Origin of the sequence: Nitrosomonas sp. (assembly GCF_019752415.1) — a bacterium.
Taxonomy (GTDB): Bacteria; Pseudomonadota; Gammaproteobacteria; order Burkholderiales; family Nitrosomonadaceae; genus Nitrosomonas.
Genome location: NZ_JAIEME010000060.1, coordinates 1 through 16,055, shown reverse-complemented (window position 1 = coordinate 16,055; position 16,055 = coordinate 1). Strand labels below are relative to the sequence as shown.

The following is a 16,055-nucleotide window of genomic DNA, read 5'->3' as shown; positions in this document are numbered from 1 at the left end:
TGAGCAAGCAGTATTATTATCAAAATATAGTGCTTCTGATTGACCTTAAACAGAGTCACTCATGATTCTAATTCTGTTGATCAACGAGCAATTTCTCAAATGCTTCCATTGAAATGGCTTCAGAATAATAAAAACCTTGGGCATAATCACAGCCAAATTGAATCAACAAATCCTGCTGTTCGATCGTCTCAACGCCTTCAGCGATCGTATTAATATCCAATTTGTGCGCCATGACAATTATAGCCTCAACCAATGCACGGTCCGTTTCATTGTTAATCAGATTGCTAATAAAAGAACGATCAATCTTAAGATAATCTATGTCAAATTTCTTGAGATAGGAAAGTGAGGAAAAACCAGTTCCAAAGTCATCGATAGAAACTTCGATTCCTGCATTACGGTATTCCAGCAAGCGATCCTTTACATTGCTGGCATCTTTTAACAACAACCCTTCGGTAATTTCCACATTGATACTATTCCCAGGCAGTCCTATTTGAGCAAGATTTGCAGACCAGGAATGATTACTGAAATATTTAAACTGAATGGGCGACACATTGACACTCACTTGGATAAGATAACCAAATACGTTGAACCATTGTTTAATGTCAAAACAAACTTGCTGAAATACCCATTCGCCAATTTCCTGAATTAAACCACTTTCCTCGGCAAGCGGAATAAAGATTGACGGCTCAATCATGCCACGCTCCGGGTGTTTCCAGCGTAACAGGGCCTCCGCTTTGATAATACGTTTACAAAACAAGTCCAGGATCGGCTGATAGTAAACTTGCAGCTCATTATTCGCCAATGCACCCCTGAGATGATGTGTCAGTATCATCTTTTCAAAGGCTTCATATTGCATGGAACGCGTAAAGTAACAAAAACGGCCACGCCCTTCCGTTTTCGCCTTGTACATTGCTTGGTCCGCATGTTTCATTAAGCTTTCTATGTCAACGCCATCCTGCGGGTAAAGTACGATACCAATGCTGGTTGAAATGTATTGTTCGACCTGATCGTGATCCAGAATAAATGATTCGTTGAGTATCTGAATAATATGTTGCGCGATCGTCTCAATACGTGATCTACTAATATCCGGCAAAATCACAGCAAATTCATCTCCACCCAGACGTGCCACGGTATCGGTTTCACGCACACATTTTGTAATACGTAGGGAAACTTCCTTAAGCAGCTTGTCCCCAACAGCATGACCAAGCGTGTCATTGATATCCTTGAAATGATCCAAGTCAAGAAACAGCAATGACAGCAGAGAACCATTACGGCGTGATTTTCTGATTTCCTTATTCAACTGATACTTGAATAAGCTCCGATTGGGTAAACGAGTCAGTTCATCGTAATTAGCTTGCGCCAAGTACAGCTCATCCAGTTTTTTCTTTTCTGTAATATCAGAAAATTGTGCGACATAACAATATATGCGCTCATTGGATTGCCGAATGACACTGATGTTCAGCCATTTCGCTTGAATATCACCATTTTTTTTAGTATCCCAAATCTCGCCTTGCCAGTGATCTTCGCTAAGCAGTTTTTGCCACATTTTCTGGTAAAAAACTCTCTTATGGCGTCCGGATTGAAAAATACGCGGGTCCTTGCCGATCACGTCAGTCAATTCATAGCCCGTGATACGGGTAAAGGCCGGATTAACTGCCATGATCAGGTTATTCTCATCCGTAACCATGATCCCTTCGTTTCCAAATTGGTAAATTGCCGTCGCCAAACGCATGGAATCGTTTGCTTGCTTTTGCTCCGTTATATCTTGATAGATACCGAGTACACCGATGACTTCTTGAAACGTATTACGTAGCGGTATTTTGGAAGTTTGCAGCCAAATAGTTTTCCCATCTGGCGTATTCAGAGACTCTTCATAGTTAAGTTTGGGGATACCGGAGTCGATCACCTGACGGTCATCATGTCGATAAAGTTCAGCTTGTTCTTTTGTCCAACTCAAATCGTAGTCAACTTTACCAATAATCTCCCGGGGTGATTCGACGCCAGCATCCTTGGCAAAGTTAGGATTACATCCCAGATAATGCAATTCCTTATCTTTCCAGAAGATTCCTGCTGCCGGTACTGTATCAACAATAGTTTTGAGCAAGTTACGTGATTCAGACAGCGCAAATTCCTTTTCACGGCTCTCCGTTATGTCACTTCTATAACCGATCACTTCTATGGAAGTACCGTCCATTCCCGGAATGATATAAAGCTCGTCTCTGATCCATTTCCAGCTGCCGTCTTGGTGTTGAAATCGATACTCATGCAGTTGCATACCGGAGAAATACAAAAGGGATAAATTGGCAAACACACGATTGCAGTCCTCAGGATATAAATGATCAGCCCAGAAGTTCGGCATGGAAAGAAATTCCTCCACGGTATAACCAAGAATCTTAGTCAGATTCGTACTGATGAATTTCGCTGAATACGGAGAAAAGATATCGCAGGTATAAACAATCACCGGGGAGAATAAAAATAAATGCTCCTCCCACTTACTGCGTGCATTCAAGGCAACTTCCAGTTGCTTGTACTGCATACTTTCGAACAGAAAGATGCGAATAATTGGACTGCCCGTCTCATCGTTCTGATGCTTGTATTGCAGCTGTACCTGTAAAGCAGTGCTATCGTGACGCTGCAATAGCAATTGTAAATGCCCTTGTTCGTTGTGTTTATTGGTACATAAACGCCAGCGATCTTGATCTTCACGCGTCACAAAAGCGGAGAAGTCTCTCCGCAGTAACTGATCACGGTCCATCCCCAGAAGCTGAGCAGCGACTGGATTTATTTCTGAAATCTGGCCGATTTGCGTAAGAATAAGATAGCCAATTGAAGAAGATCTATTCGCTTCGATCATTTTATCTGTTTATATGCGGTTATGTAGTCTGAATCTAAATAGTAATAAGTAGAATTTGCCTGCTAGCGTAACATACAGGGACACTCACTGTTTTGCCAAGCTTTCAGCCGATAATTTTACGAAAGTAAAAATTTTGACAAACCATATACTCGCTTCATTTTTCTGATCCACAGCAGTAATTGAGTATCTATAACCAAGAATCACAAAAGTGTGCCAGGTTTATCGCCATACAACAGGTCGTTGCTGTTCTCATGAAACAGTAGCAAAGTTTGTTTAATGTCATCTCCCGTCCAGTCAATTGGTGCGAAACGATGCGCTAGCTTCCCTAACGGAAATCGGCAAAACCCAACATCGTGCTGCGCGGGTAACGACTCCTGATATGGTGGGCGAATGGCTGCCCTGGGTGCATATTGCCATCGGCAACTTCAAAGAGTTCCTGTTGGACAACTTATCACAGTGTATCTTCCAAGGTATCTGTAGGAGTCTCAATGAGTTCTGCTATCGTTCAATCGGCGCATGTGTGAAGCCGAGTTACCACTACGGCTTCTTAAGGCTTGCCTGATGTACACTCAGATTAAACCGAAAATGGTATTGAGGCACATATTTAATAATTTGAACGATTCAAGATGGTCAACTTAACCATATTTCTTCCGGTTACGTCGGCGGCGGCTATGCGCGCGCTTCGCTTCGGCTTCAGTAAGTGGCGCAGGTTTTTTGTCTGCGTAGGGGTTGTGTCCGACTTTAAAATCAACGCGTAACGGCGTGCCCTTCAGTTTGAAAACCTCACGGAAAGTATTTTCTAAATAGCGCCGGTAAGTTTCTGGAACATGATTGAGCATGGTGCCATGCACGATGATGAGCGGCGGGTTGGAGCCACCCTGATGAGCATAGCGCATTTTTGGGCGCGACATGCCGCCGCGCGGTGGTGGATGTTTCTCGATCGCCGCAATCAATGCACGTGTCAATTTGGGAGTTGATAAATCGGCCATGGCTGCCGCATAGGCTTGGTCAATCGAAGGCAATAGATTTTTCATGCCGCTGCCGTGCAGTGCCGAAATATAGTGCAATTGCGCAAAGCTCAGGAAAGCCAATTTTCGTGCCAATTCGCGTTTAATAGTGTCGCGCTGGTATTCATCCAAGCCATCCCACTTATTCACCGCGATGACCAACGCGCGCCCTGTTTCCAGTATAAATCCGGCAATATGCGCATCCTGATCAGAAATCTCATTTTTTGCATCCAATATCAGCACCGCAACATTGGCATCTTCGATAGCTTGCAAGGTTTTGATGACAGAGAATTTTTCGATGGTTTCAAACACATGACCACGGCGCCGCAAACCTGCCGTGTCGATCAATGTATAGTGTTTGTCCTTATGCGCAAAATCGATATAAATGCTATCGCGTGTCGTTCCCGGTTGATCAAATGCGATCACTCGCTCTTCACCCAGTATTGTGTTGATAAGTGTCGATTTCCCGACGTTGGGACGGCCGACGATCGCAATTTTTGGATACTTACTTTCGGACGGGTCTTCTTCGATATCCGGAAAATCCGCTAACGCATAATCGGCCAGTTCCTTGATATTGTCGCCATGAATCGCTGACACCGCGCAAGGATCACCCAGACCTAGCTCATAAAATTCAGCGGTAACGACGGCTGTCGCCATACCTTCCGTTTTATTCACAACCAGCAGAATTTTTTGCCCGGATTTGCGCAGTTGCTCGGCAATAATTTTGTCATGGGCCGTCACGCCTTGCCGGCCATCCACAATGAACAGTACTCTATCCGCCTCGTCAATCGCCTGCAACGTTTGCTTGGCCATCGCATGCAATATGCCTTCTTTAACAACCGGCTCAAAGCCGCCGGTATCCATCACCAGATAGGGTTTGTCCCCTATCCTGCCTTGACCGTAATGACGATCCCGTGTCAAACCGGGGATATCAGCAACGATGGCATCGCGGGTGCGGGTGAGGCGGTTAAACAAGGTTGATTTGCCAACATTAGGGCGACCAACCAAAACAAGTGTGGGTTTCATGATTTTTTGCTGCCAGTGCTGTACACGCTCGGTGTCATTAAATGGAAAGAGTACATATCGTGTTACCAGAATCCAGATGAGTCGTTAAGATTCAGAGAGACTTACAAGAACTATTCGCAGGTCGTAAAAAAACTATCTGCGTTGCCGCTACGGTATTAGAAACAGATTAAAAATGCTCATTCATTAAGTATAAACTGAGCTTGTTCGCCGATTTTTTCCTTGCATCAACTGCCCTCGAATAGGCTTTTCAATGGACTGCTAGAATTGCGTCGTACTAAAAGCGTAAACACCGCCCTTTGCTGTCTGCACTACAAACCCGTCAGGCAATAAACTCGCCGAGTTCTGAATAACACTGCCATCGGTGGTTGAACGCGCCACCAACGCACCATCATAATTCCGTAATAAATTGACATACCCTTGATCATCCCCAACCACAATATATTGCCCTTGAATGATAGGTCTTGTTAGCTTTTTACTACCTAACCGGCTCTGTTTCCACATGCTGGCACCGCTAAGCAGTTCATAAGCAGCAACGACACCTTTCTCTTCGGTGACATACACATAGTCATTGTCCATAGCCAAACCGGCGCTGCTGGAGGATTCACGTGCCCAGATTTGCGCACCATCATTAATCGCAAAGCAGGCGACGCGCCCCTGGTATGCTGCTGCACAGACGAATCGATTGTTAACCACCGGTGCGCTGGTAATATCAGTCATACGTTCCAGTTCAGTAACGCCACGCGGTTGTGAAACGGCGACTTCCCAGCCAATGTTGCCATTAAACAGACTCATGGCCACCATTTTCCCGCCCGGGAAACCGGCAAACACAGCACCATGTGCAATCGTTATTCCAGCGGTACTCCGCACAGTCAATGAAGGTGTTGCACCCTGATAAACCCATTTACGCTTTCCATCAATGGCATCGAGCCCAAATATCCGGCCATCGACAGTACGCACAACGACAATATTATTTTGTACTTGCGGTGTACTGAGAATTTCACTGGTGACCGATGCTTGCCATAACATATGCCCCGATTCGTTATATGCAAGTAATTCGCCTTTAAATGTTCCTATCAGAATCAGTCCCTCACCAATCCCAACGCCCGCAGAAAACTGATTTTTCGTTTTGACTTGCCATAGCTCTTTTCCGCTAGACGCGTCATACTTGGTCAGCTTTCCTCCTTCATCAGCGATATATGCTGCGCCATTGTCATAAGCGGTATAAAAGGATGCGATATGATTCTCACCAACTTTATCTTTCCATTTCAAAGGAATTCGATCCGCCGCCTTTAAAGCATCGAGCTCTTCTTTTTCATAAACGATGACTTCTTCTTTGACTAATATATCGGATAGCTGTGTACTCATCGATTCAATGATACGCATATCAAAGGGATTCATCGTGCTGCCACAGCCTGAAAGCAGCAGGGCAGATATCATCCAATATCGTAAGGATTGCCAAGATCTGGCAGAGTTCAACAGAAAAGTCACTTCTTAATAATCAATCAGAATCGCCTAATCCATCCAGTTTCATTTGGACAATATTGAAATAATTGTTACTTTTGCTTAACTTATCGATAGCGGTTTGATAGCTTAGCCGTGCTTCAGAAATTTTCTTTGCCGCCACCTGAATGTCACCTTTACGATCCCAATATAATCCTGCAAAAGATTCCCCGTGCCCAGCGCTCAATAGCCGTAATGCTTCGTCGTATTTTCCTTCGTCCAGTAAAATACCCGACATTCTTAAGCGCGCCACATCGTGTAATTCTGTTTCTTTCGCATGATCAATAATCCATTGCAAATTCTGTATCGCACGTTTATGGTTGCTTGCTTGCACATCGGCTTGTGCGGCAATCAACGCGGCACGCGGCGAATAGCCGCTGGATGGAAATCCTTCTGTGAGCAATTGCGCCGCATCATTAATTTTAGCTGGGTCATTTGACGATTGGATTTGCCGCACTAGGTTATATAAATCGGCTGCTTGTTGTGCCTGTTGTTGTTGATAATACTTCCAAAGCTGCGTGCCGCCAGTCGTTACAAGAATGACTGTTAAGACAACAGTAATCGCGGTACCAAACCTGTCCCACCAGGCCTTGAACCCGTCCATTTTTTCCCGTTCTTCAAAACTATAAGTTGCCATTATATCTTCCTGAATAAATGCTAAATGTTATGAACACAGAATTGACTAGAAATTGCAATTTACCGTGAAAAATATCGAAGTAGGATACTAAGAAGGTTTTTTCCTGATTAAGTCAGTGACCCTATCCAATTTAACGCTCGCTTGCTCGATAGGCTCGCGTAGCGGTTTAATAGTAACTTCCTGCGCATTCACTTCATCATCACCAATAATCATTGCATAACAAGCCCCTGTGGCATCCGCTTTCTTCATCTGAGATTTGAAGCTGCCGCCCCCGCAATGTAATATAACATTGAGTCCTTCATCGCGCAGTGATTCAGCGCATTTCCAAGCATAGTCGACCACTTGTTCGCCATGATGAACGATATAAATATCGGGTACAGGTTGCATGATCGCCTTTCCGCATTCCTGCATCAGCGCCAGTAAACGCTCTATACCCATCGCAAAGCCACACGCAGGGGCAGGTTTCCCGCCGACTTGTTCCAGCAAACCATCGTATCTTCCTCCCGCACAAACAGTTCCTTGCGCGCCTAACTTATCGGTTACCCATTCAAATACCGTACGGTTGTAGTAGTCAAGTCCTCTGACCAAACGTAAATTAATATCAAAATTAATACCTTGCTCGCGTAGCGTATGCTGCAATGACTCAAAATGGACGCAAGATTCAACGTCCAGATCATCAATTAATTTTGGCGCACTCTTTATGATTTCCTGCATTCTGGGATTTTTGCTATCGAGTATGCGCAATGGATTGGTATGCAGACGTCTTAATGAATCTTCATCCAAGCTATCATGATGCTGCTCAAAATATTTGATCAGCCGGGAGCGATGTAATGCACGCGATTCAGCATTTCCCAATGTACTGATTTCAAGACGTAAGCCAGAGATTCCCAGTAAATCCCACAAGCGTGAACACATGACAATCAATTCCGCATCAATATCCGGTCCCGCAAAACCCAATGCTTCGACACCCACCTGATGAAATTGCCGGTAACGCCCTTTTTGCGGCCGCTCGTGCCTGAACATCGGGCCGGCATAAGAAAGTCTTTGCGGACCAGCATACAATAGATTATGTTCGATGACAGCCCGCACACAAGATGCTGTACCCTCAGGCCGCAAAGTCAGACTGTCATTGTTGAGATGGTCAATGAAGGTATACATCTCTTTTTCAACAATATCAGTCACTTCACCAATAGAACGGATGAATAAATCGGTTTGTTCTACAATGGGCGTTCGTATATTCCGGTAGCCATAGGCAGCGAGCCATTGCTGCACCATCTGTTCAAAATATGCCCAAAGATAGGATTCGTCCGGAAGAATATCATTCATCCCGCGAATTGCTTTAACTCCAATAGTCATCAGACAGTTTTTCTCGGATACTTTTCACTAACATATTTATCGACGATCTGACGGAATTCGTTGGCAATATTGTCGCCTTTTAACGTCACTGTTTTCTGCCCATCTACAAATACCGGAGCAACCGGAATTTCACCGGAACCTGGCAAACTAATTCCTATATTCGCATGCTTGCTTTCACCGGGGCCATTGACGACACAGCCCATGACAGCCAGCGACATGTTTTCAACCCCATCATATTGTTCACGCCACACGACCATTTCATCACGCACATAGGCTTGAATACTCTCTGCAAGTTCCTGAAAATACGTGCTGGTGGTACGGCCGCATCCAGGACAGGCAGCCACCAGCGGTACGAATGCACGCAATCCCATGGTTTGCAGAATTTCTTGCGCGACAATCACCTCGCGCGAACGGGTTCCACCCGGTTCGGGTGTTAATGAAATGCGGATTGTATCTCCAATTCCCTCTTGCAGGAGTATTGCCAATGCCGCTGTAGATGCCACAATACCCTTGGATCCCATACCTGCTTCTGTCAATCCCAGGTGCAGTGCATAGTCGCAACGTGCAGCCAAATCGCGGTAAACCATGATCAAATCCTGAACACCACTTACTTTACAAGACAAAACAATTTTATTGCGGTTAAGACCAATTTCCTCGGCCCTGGCAGCGCTTTCCAGTGCTGAAGTGATTAATGCTTCCCGCATAACATATTTGGCATCTTGTGGATTACTGGAAGCTGCATTCTCATCCATGATACGCGCCAGCATTTCCGGGTCCAAACTTCCCCAATTGACCCCAATTCGCACCGGCTTGTCATACTTACAAGCTGTTTCAATCAAGGTGGCAAATTGCTCATCGCGTTTCTTACCCTGGCCGACATTTCCAGGATTGATGCGAAATTTTGCCAAAGCCTTCGCACAGTCAGGATAACTGGTCAATAGTTTATGACCATTGAAATGGAAATCGCCTACCAAAGGCACATGGCATCCCATATCGTCCAGTCGTGCACGAATTTCCGCTACCGCGCTTGCTGCTTCCATTGAATTGACTGTGATACGGACTAATTCAGATCCAGCGCGCGCCAACTGTGCAACCTGTTCGGCTGTAGCAGTTTTGTCAACTGTATCTGTATTGGTCATTGATTGCACTACGACTGGCGCACCACCACCCAGCATCACTGTACCAACCCGAACACCTACGCTAGATCGGCGATTTGTAGAAATACTATTTTCAGACATAATTTAACTGTATTGAGATCAAAAATGATTACAAGCGCATTTATTCAAGCGTGAAACGTGCAGTTCCATCTTGCCGCTTGTAAGAAGCCATATCAATTATTTTGTCATTATAGGTGAGATTAACTGCAGATGCATTGCCTATAACAATCGATAATGGTCTTTTACCCGTGATAACTTGTTCACTACCACTCTTCTTGAGCTGCTCGAACAAGGAAGCGCCTGTGCCATCAACTACTTTAATCCACGAATCCCCAGTCAGTTGAAAATATAAATTACCTGAGTCCCTTGGTGTTGCAGTTGATTTCTCGTCTCCCTGAATAACGGGTTTGTTTTTTGCTTGAATAGCCTCAGTTTTTGTGTCTAATTCCGCTTCTGAACTTTTCTCGTCATTGATTTCTGATTGCTGATTGGTTTGAGAATTGATTGCAGTTTTCGCAGTTCCCGGCAATGGTAACTGAATTTCTACAGAGGCTGTTCCAGATTTAAATTTTGCCACATCACTTACAGAATTGGTCTCAGGCGTTTTAATCCAGATATCATTCACAAAAATAAAATAAGCACCTGCAATGATAGTAAAAAAAATGATAGCCGTGGTTAATCGATTGTTGCCTGAATTTTCCCGGTTTGAAGAAAATGATATTTGTTTATTCTTAAACGGTGTCCGTTCATAGGTTGATATAACCGGGGTGGATTCAGGAAGCAATTGCAGTAGAGGAATTGGATCTAACTGAACCAGATTGGCATAATTACGAATAAAGCCGCGTAAAAAAGTACGTCCCGGTAGCTTCTCATAATTTTCTTTCTCTATCGCTTCGATCTGTAACACCGAGAGACGTAATTGCCGAGAGACGTCTTCGACGCTCATGCCTTTCATTACTCTGGCTTTGCGCAATAAATGCCCAACACTTTGGACAACGCTCGCAGAATCAATGTCACTTAATTCATTTCTTTCCGGTTTATGTTCAATGTGGGTATACATATTTTTCTGAATACTATTGTCCTCAATTTGCTCGTTTTGATGATTGTCCAGATTGGAGGAAGCCATACCCAAATCAATGTTCTGCGTGGCGGACAAAGAATCTATTCTGCTTTCTTCTGTCTTTAGTATATTTTCGCTCGTTGCTTGATCTTTTTGAATTTTGCCAGTGTCATTATGCAGCATATGACCTTCCGTTCCAGCATTTAAATTAATATTATTGGATTTAATCTCTTCAGGAAGCCGATCATCATTGCTGTTTTTTTCGTTCATCGTATTCATTATCTGATCTTTCCTTCTCGAATCACTGCTGCTTCTTTGGACTCAGGGAAATGCTTCTGCAGCTGAAAAATATAACTACCAACAGCCAGTTGATTACCCATTGCTTGCTCGATTTTTATCGCCAGTATCAGACTCTCCGGTGTTGGTGAATTATTTTTCTGAAACAGAGCAAGCTTCGATTGTGCTTCGGTTAAATTACCACGTTGAAAATCTGTATCAATCAATCCAATCAGTGCAGGTGAATAATTAGGCTGGATGGATAACGCCTTCTGAAAAAATTGCTGGCCTTCGTTGTATTTTTGACGCTTAATTTCACAGATTCCCGCATTGGTATAGGACATTTCCGGCGTTGAATACAGTGGATCTATGGCAGCTGTCATAAAATGACTAATGGCTTGATCCATACGTTGAGGAAAACGCTGACATAAAAACCATCCATAATTATTGTGTATCTCGGGGTTTTTGGGCCCCTTTCGGATTGCTTGTTCAAAATTATCCAGCGCTTTACTGTTTTCATTTAGAGTCATGTTAATCAGCCCCAGTACATTATATGCAAGCGCATAATCCGATTGAGCCTTTAAGGCTTCAGTGACTTCTTCTAGCGCGACATCCAGCTGTCCCCGATGAAAATATTCCGCAGCTAATTCTGTGTGGATTTTTGCACTCTGAAAAGCCCGCTCTGCATTGGCTTGAACCGACATCCCATTGTCTATCGGTTGTTGCACACAAGCACCTAGCCCTAAAATAAGCATCAATAGAAAAACAATTGACAGACTTCTTTTCACTGAATCGCCTCTATCCTCACAGCCGCTGTACGACGCGTTTTATCTTTTACTTGACCTGCGAGCTGACCGCAGGCGGCTGCAATATCATCACCGCGGGTTTTTCTAACCGTTGTAACAAGCCCGGCTTGCATTAACACATCACGAAAAACACGCACAGTTTCTGCTGTAGAACGCTTAAAATCAGACCCAGGAAACGAATTAAACGGAATTAAATTAAATTTACAGGGTGTATCGTGCACCAATGCAATAAGTTCACGCGCATGTGTAATACTGTCATTAACACCCGCCAACATCACATACTCAAAAGTAATAAAATCTCGAGGTGCTGCCAGCAAATATCTCTGACAGGCAGCCAATAATTCCTTAATAGGGTATTTTTTATTAATAGGCACCAGTTGATCGCGCAAAGCATCATTCGGCGCGTGTAAAGATATGGCCAGGGCAACCGGGCAACGTTCACGTAACCGATCAATCGCTGGCACCAATCCCGAAGTACTCACGGTAACACGCCGCCGCGAAAGTCCATAAGCATGATCATCCAGCATCAAATCCAGCGCGGTAACAACATTATCAAAATTAGCCAACGGTTCACCCATGCCCATCATTACCACATTGGTAACAGCTCTATTTGTATGGGCTGGCATATTATCACTCACACTCGATCGCAGTGTCTTGTTTGCAATCCATAACTGCCCAATAATCTCGGCAACTGTTAAATTACGATTGAACCCTTGCTTACCCGTAGAACAAAAAGTGCAGGCTAAGGCGCATCCAACTTGGCTTGAAACACATAAAGTTCCACGATTTGCTTCCGGTATAAAAACAGTCTCTATGCCATTACCCGCACCAACTGCTAGCAACCATTTTCGCGTTCCATCTGTCGCTACATAATCAGTGATAATCTGTGGAAATTCAATGACCGCTTGCACTGCAAGTTTCTCACGCAAGCCTTTAGCCAGATCACTCATCGCATCAAAATCGGCAGTACCATATTGATGAATCCAACGTAGTAGTTGCTTTGCACGAAAAGGCTTTTCACCAATACCAGTGCAAAAGTCCACGAGGCCTTTACCATCATAATTTAACAGATTGATTGTCACTATTCAGAGACTAATGATCATTAACGGGGAAAAATACTTAATGAGGGAAAGAAACAAGCAATCTCGACCGCAGCAGTTTCTGGTGCATCCGAACCGTGAACTGCATTAGCATCAATACTATCTGCAAAATCGGCACGAATAGTCCCTTTTTCAGCTTTTTTTGGATCTGTTGCACCCATTAAATCTCGATTCTTTTTAATGGCTTCATCCCCTTCTAAAACTTGCACCATGACAGGACCGGATGTCATGAATTTAACCAGATCGCCAAAAAAAGGACGTGCGCGATGCACTGCGTAAAATTGCTCTGCTTCAGACTGTGATAAATGCATCATGCGTGCTGCAATAATTTTCAAACCATTTGATTCAAAACGAGAATAGATCTGTCCAATTACATTCTTCGCAACAGCATCTGGTTTAATGATGGATAGCGTTCTTTCAATTGCCATTAAATACTCCAATAAATTAATAAATTAAACATTATATTTTAACAAAAAAATACATCCAGAATTCGTAAAAACATAGCATATTGTGTTAAAGATAGATTATTTTGTCTAAATAGTATTAACACAGCAACCCGATATTTTACAAATTTGTGCGCTACTCACTATGGATTGATCGAGTGAACTGAATAACCTTGCTGTTTCCAATCTCCAATACCTTCACGGTAGTAAAAAATATTTGACCAGCCCCAATCAATCGCTTTTTTGATCGCAATTGAACTGCCCATACATAAAATGCCATTGCAATAAATAACAACAGGCTCACTCTTTTTTACAATGACACCTAAATTTCGCTCATCGAAATCGTTTTTGATAGAAAGGTGGTAGGCCCCCGGAATATGTCCCATTTTAAAATCATCAAGCCCCTGACATCGATAAAGTGATAACCTTCGTCGAACAATAATTTCGCTGTTACAGTACTTACTGTGCGAGCACCTTCAATTTTTTCTGGTGCCAAATTATCGGCTTCTGACGTATTCACGAAACAGAATAACAAAATCAGCTGTGGAAATAAGATTCTTTTCATTACCCTCGCTATTATCGTATCACTTAATCTCATGGTTAATTTCTGGTATAGGATTATTCAAAACCAAACTGTAGTGCTTACAATACTTAATCAGATTTATGGCAATCTCGAAAATATTTCTTATTTTCATAATATATTTCACTATTATTATCTTCAACCCAGCCTGGATAACCCAAGAGTGGAACAGGCGTCAAATCAGAATTTGACGATAAAACTTGTAATAAAAAAGACTCTAATATTGAATCGATTAAATGTAATTGCTTTATCAATGTCTGCGTGAAGAATGCTTCTTTAACATTAAAAATAATTCCTTTACCCGTCATTCCAACATAAGGATTCAATGCTTTCTCATATAACCCGTGACCAAAAACAAAAAACCGCATTGATAACAGCGTTCCTTTACGTTGTCGCCAAAATAATTCCTTCCATTCAAAATCACTTAGTAATTGAATTAACGTTTTCTCGCTGCTCACAACAATTACACCGGATTCATCAAAAAGCGTTGCTGCATCCCTTAACGCACAGCGATGTTTTATCTTGTTTGCTGATTCAAATAATTGAGCCTGATAATGCAATTGATTAAGTGCCGATTTTGCTCGCGGGAATGTATGCCATACCAAGGCGTTAAAAAAATCATGCCAGTTCTTAGCCCTTGTTTGTATTTGACCAGTGAGATAAATTCTCGATTCATAGTTTTGCTCAAAACATTGCCTTCCAGTGCCCTGAGGTACAAAGCAAATTTTCTTCTCAGATTGAGTAAGAACTTGTTGATTTTGCAACAACGCTAGTTTGTTTAAGTGAGTATGCTCAGGCCAAAATACACAATTTGCAAAATACTCTTTCAAATGCAGAAACGGTTCAAACATGGGTGAAAGATCCACAAAATTTGGATTCCAATCATGCGTGTTCATGCTTGGTTTTGAGCATAGTTAAAGGATATGTTGATAAAAATATGCCTGAGTAATTAATGATTATTAATAAGCGAATCGTTTTTCACATTTTCTGCACGTAGTAGCCTCAAATGTTCCAAGCCAAAGTGAATAAATGCAAGCGCTGTAAAAATTGGAGCCAGTAGATTAAGTATCGGTATAAATTGAAATAGGCCTGTCAATAAACCTAGTCCCCATAGTGAATATCTGTTTGATGCACAAATTGTCTTAATTTCTTGTTTACTAGCATGTTCAGATAACGCGTCATATCGAAACAATTGTTGGTTCATAAAAGCTGTTGCTATAAAAGGAATAATAATTCCTGCCCCAACTGCCCATAATGGCACTGTAATGACCCAAATCAGTATAAAAATGCCGCTGGCAAGTATTGCATTAATGATACTGCCGCTCAGGGTACCGCCGTACTCTCGTTTAAGTTCAGGAAAAGAACGTTTAGCAACCAGCTTGACGAGTGCCGGCATTACAAAAATAGTTGTGATCAGCAAAGTGGTTATTATCACGAGCGGGAAGAACAAGATTATATGAATCGTGCTTTGTATACCAGAAGTAATCCACCCAGACTCCATATTTTGTAGCCATCCGCCAATACCAATCTCATTCAGCACCAGAAGAATCAGCTCAGAAAAACTATCTTGAAAAATGAGGCTAATAATAAGCCAAAGCAATGTCGAAACTAAAATGGGCCAAATGATAATCCATGCGATCTTAAAACGAAGCAAATCGCGGAATGCACTTGCAGTTGCTTTAAAAATAAAAGACATTTAAATTGCCAGTAAGTAAAGTAATATGTAAGCTAAAAACAATTATTATCTACGATATGAATATGATTTACTAGGCACATCGTTTTTAACGGGTATGTTAAGGTTACTCAACTTTAAACACCCAACTCCATTCCCGTGTCACCCAAACGGTGACACAAATTAGGAATGAAATGAATGAAACTGATATCGCTTGCTGTTGACAGTGCTGCTACACCCGTAATCTTGGGTCGCCGAGCTGTTTGGAGAAGGTGAATATCGAGGACTTCCAGTTCAAACTGTCCCTGAAAGCAAATCCGGTAAATTCCATGTGCAGTCACTGCGCCACCAGACCGCCGATCAATGGTTGTTTGTCGCGGCGAGGACAGAACGGGACACAATCGGTAACACATACTTCCTGCCCGCCCTACCCAGCACGCTGACGCCTGAATCGCCCCGGTATTTCCGGAGATAAAATGGTTTGAGAGGAGGAAGAGATGAAAAACCAAATCAGTTATTCACCGGAAGTACGAGAAAGAGCGGTAAGACTGGCATTTGAGCAGCAAAAGGGCATGAATCGC

At 42.9% G+C, this 16,055-nt stretch carries 14 protein-coding genes and 1 pseudogene; 1 reads left to right on the top strand and 14 read right to left on the bottom strand.

All coding sequences use genetic code 11. The features are described from left to right. Nucleotides 1-67: 67 nt before the first annotated feature. Nucleotides 68-2,854: an EAL domain-containing protein gene (locus K2P83_RS10025; protein ID WP_292928777.1), complete on the bottom strand. Its 2,787-nt coding sequence runs from the start codon at nt 2,852-2,854 to the stop codon at nt 68-70. A 206-nt stretch (nt 2,855-3,060) separates the two neighbouring features. Here K2P83_RS10025 and K2P83_RS10020 point away from each other — a divergent pair. After that, nucleotides 3,061-3,493, top strand: a pseudogene (locus K2P83_RS10020) (hypothetical protein); the annotation flags it as partial. On the opposite strand, the gene der reads toward K2P83_RS10020, so the two are convergent. From der to K2P83_RS09955, 13 genes are all read right to left on the bottom strand, one after another. After that, nucleotides 3,490-4,887: a ribosome biogenesis GTPase Der gene (gene der, locus K2P83_RS10015; protein WP_292928776.1), complete on the bottom strand. Its 1,398-nt coding sequence runs from the start codon at nt 4,885-4,887 to the stop codon at nt 3,490-3,492. The pseudogene K2P83_RS10020 and the gene der sit on opposite strands and share 4 nt — an antisense overlap. Nucleotides 4,888-5,145: 258 nt before the next feature. Further along, nucleotides 5,146-6,375 carry an outer membrane protein assembly factor BamB gene (gene bamB, locus K2P83_RS10010; RefSeq protein WP_292928774.1) on the bottom strand — a complete coding sequence of 410 codons (1,230 nt, stop codon included), beginning with the start codon at nt 6,373-6,375 and terminating at the stop codon, nt 5,146-5,148. A 10-nt stretch (nt 6,376-6,385) separates the two neighbouring features. Beyond that, the gene (locus tag K2P83_RS10005) at nt 6,386-7,024 is read right to left on the bottom strand and encodes a tetratricopeptide repeat protein (RefSeq protein ID WP_292928772.1); all 639 of its coding nucleotides are present in this window, start codon (nt 7,022-7,024) and stop codon (nt 6,386-6,388) included. Between the two features lie 87 nt (nt 7,025-7,111). Then, on the bottom strand, nt 7,112-8,380 hold the full coding sequence (hisS, locus tag K2P83_RS10000; protein WP_292928770.1) for a histidine--tRNA ligase: 1,269 nt from the start codon (nt 8,378-8,380) through the stop codon (nt 7,112-7,114). Beyond that, nucleotides 8,380-9,618 carry a flavodoxin-dependent (E)-4-hydroxy-3-methylbut-2-enyl-diphosphate synthase gene (ispG, locus tag K2P83_RS09995; protein ID WP_292928768.1) on the bottom strand — a complete coding sequence of 413 codons (1,239 nt, stop codon included), beginning with the start codon at nt 9,616-9,618 and terminating at the stop codon, nt 8,380-8,382. Before ispG ends, hisS begins: the two co-directional genes overlap by 1 nt. A gap of 40 nt (nt 9,619-9,658) precedes the next feature. Next, nucleotides 9,659-10,867, bottom strand: coding sequence for a RodZ domain-containing protein (locus K2P83_RS09990; RefSeq protein ID WP_292928766.1), 1,209 nt, complete (start codon nt 10,865-10,867; stop codon nt 9,659-9,661). An 8-nt stretch (nt 10,868-10,875) separates the two neighbouring features. Then, a complete protein-coding gene (pilW, locus tag K2P83_RS09985; protein WP_292928764.1) occupies nt 10,876-11,661 on the bottom strand; it encodes a type IV pilus biogenesis/stability protein PilW in 786 nt (261 codons plus the stop codon). Continuing rightward, nucleotides 11,658-12,761 carry a 23S rRNA (adenine(2503)-C(2))-methyltransferase RlmN gene (rlmN, locus tag K2P83_RS09980; protein WP_292928762.1) on the bottom strand — a complete coding sequence of 368 codons (1,104 nt, stop codon included), beginning with the start codon at nt 12,759-12,761 and terminating at the stop codon, nt 11,658-11,660. Before rlmN ends, pilW begins: the two co-directional genes overlap by 4 nt. Nucleotides 12,762-12,781: 20 nt before the next feature. Next, complete coding sequence (gene ndk / locus K2P83_RS09975; protein WP_292928760.1) at nt 12,782-13,207, bottom strand: nucleoside-diphosphate kinase; 426 nt, start codon at nt 13,205-13,207, stop codon at nt 12,782-12,784. Between the two features lie 158 nt (nt 13,208-13,365). Continuing rightward, complete coding sequence (locus K2P83_RS09970; protein ID WP_292928758.1) at nt 13,366-13,608, bottom strand: rhodanese-like domain-containing protein; 243 nt, start codon at nt 13,606-13,608, stop codon at nt 13,366-13,368. A 265-nt stretch (nt 13,609-13,873) separates the two neighbouring features. Continuing rightward, nucleotides 13,874-14,698: a DUF3025 domain-containing protein gene (locus K2P83_RS09965; protein ID WP_292928756.1), complete on the bottom strand. Its 825-nt coding sequence runs from the start codon at nt 14,696-14,698 to the stop codon at nt 13,874-13,876. 53 nt (nt 14,699-14,751) lie between these two features. Further along, nucleotides 14,752-15,498, bottom strand: a complete 747-nt coding sequence (locus tag K2P83_RS09960; protein ID WP_292928754.1) for an EI24 domain-containing protein — start codon at nt 15,496-15,498, stop codon at nt 14,752-14,754. A 113-nt stretch (nt 15,499-15,611) separates the two neighbouring features. Continuing rightward, nucleotides 15,612-15,815, bottom strand: a complete 204-nt coding sequence (locus tag K2P83_RS09955; RefSeq protein ID WP_292928752.1) for a hypothetical protein — start codon at nt 15,813-15,815, stop codon at nt 15,612-15,614. Nucleotides 15,816-16,055 lie beyond the last annotated feature (240 nt).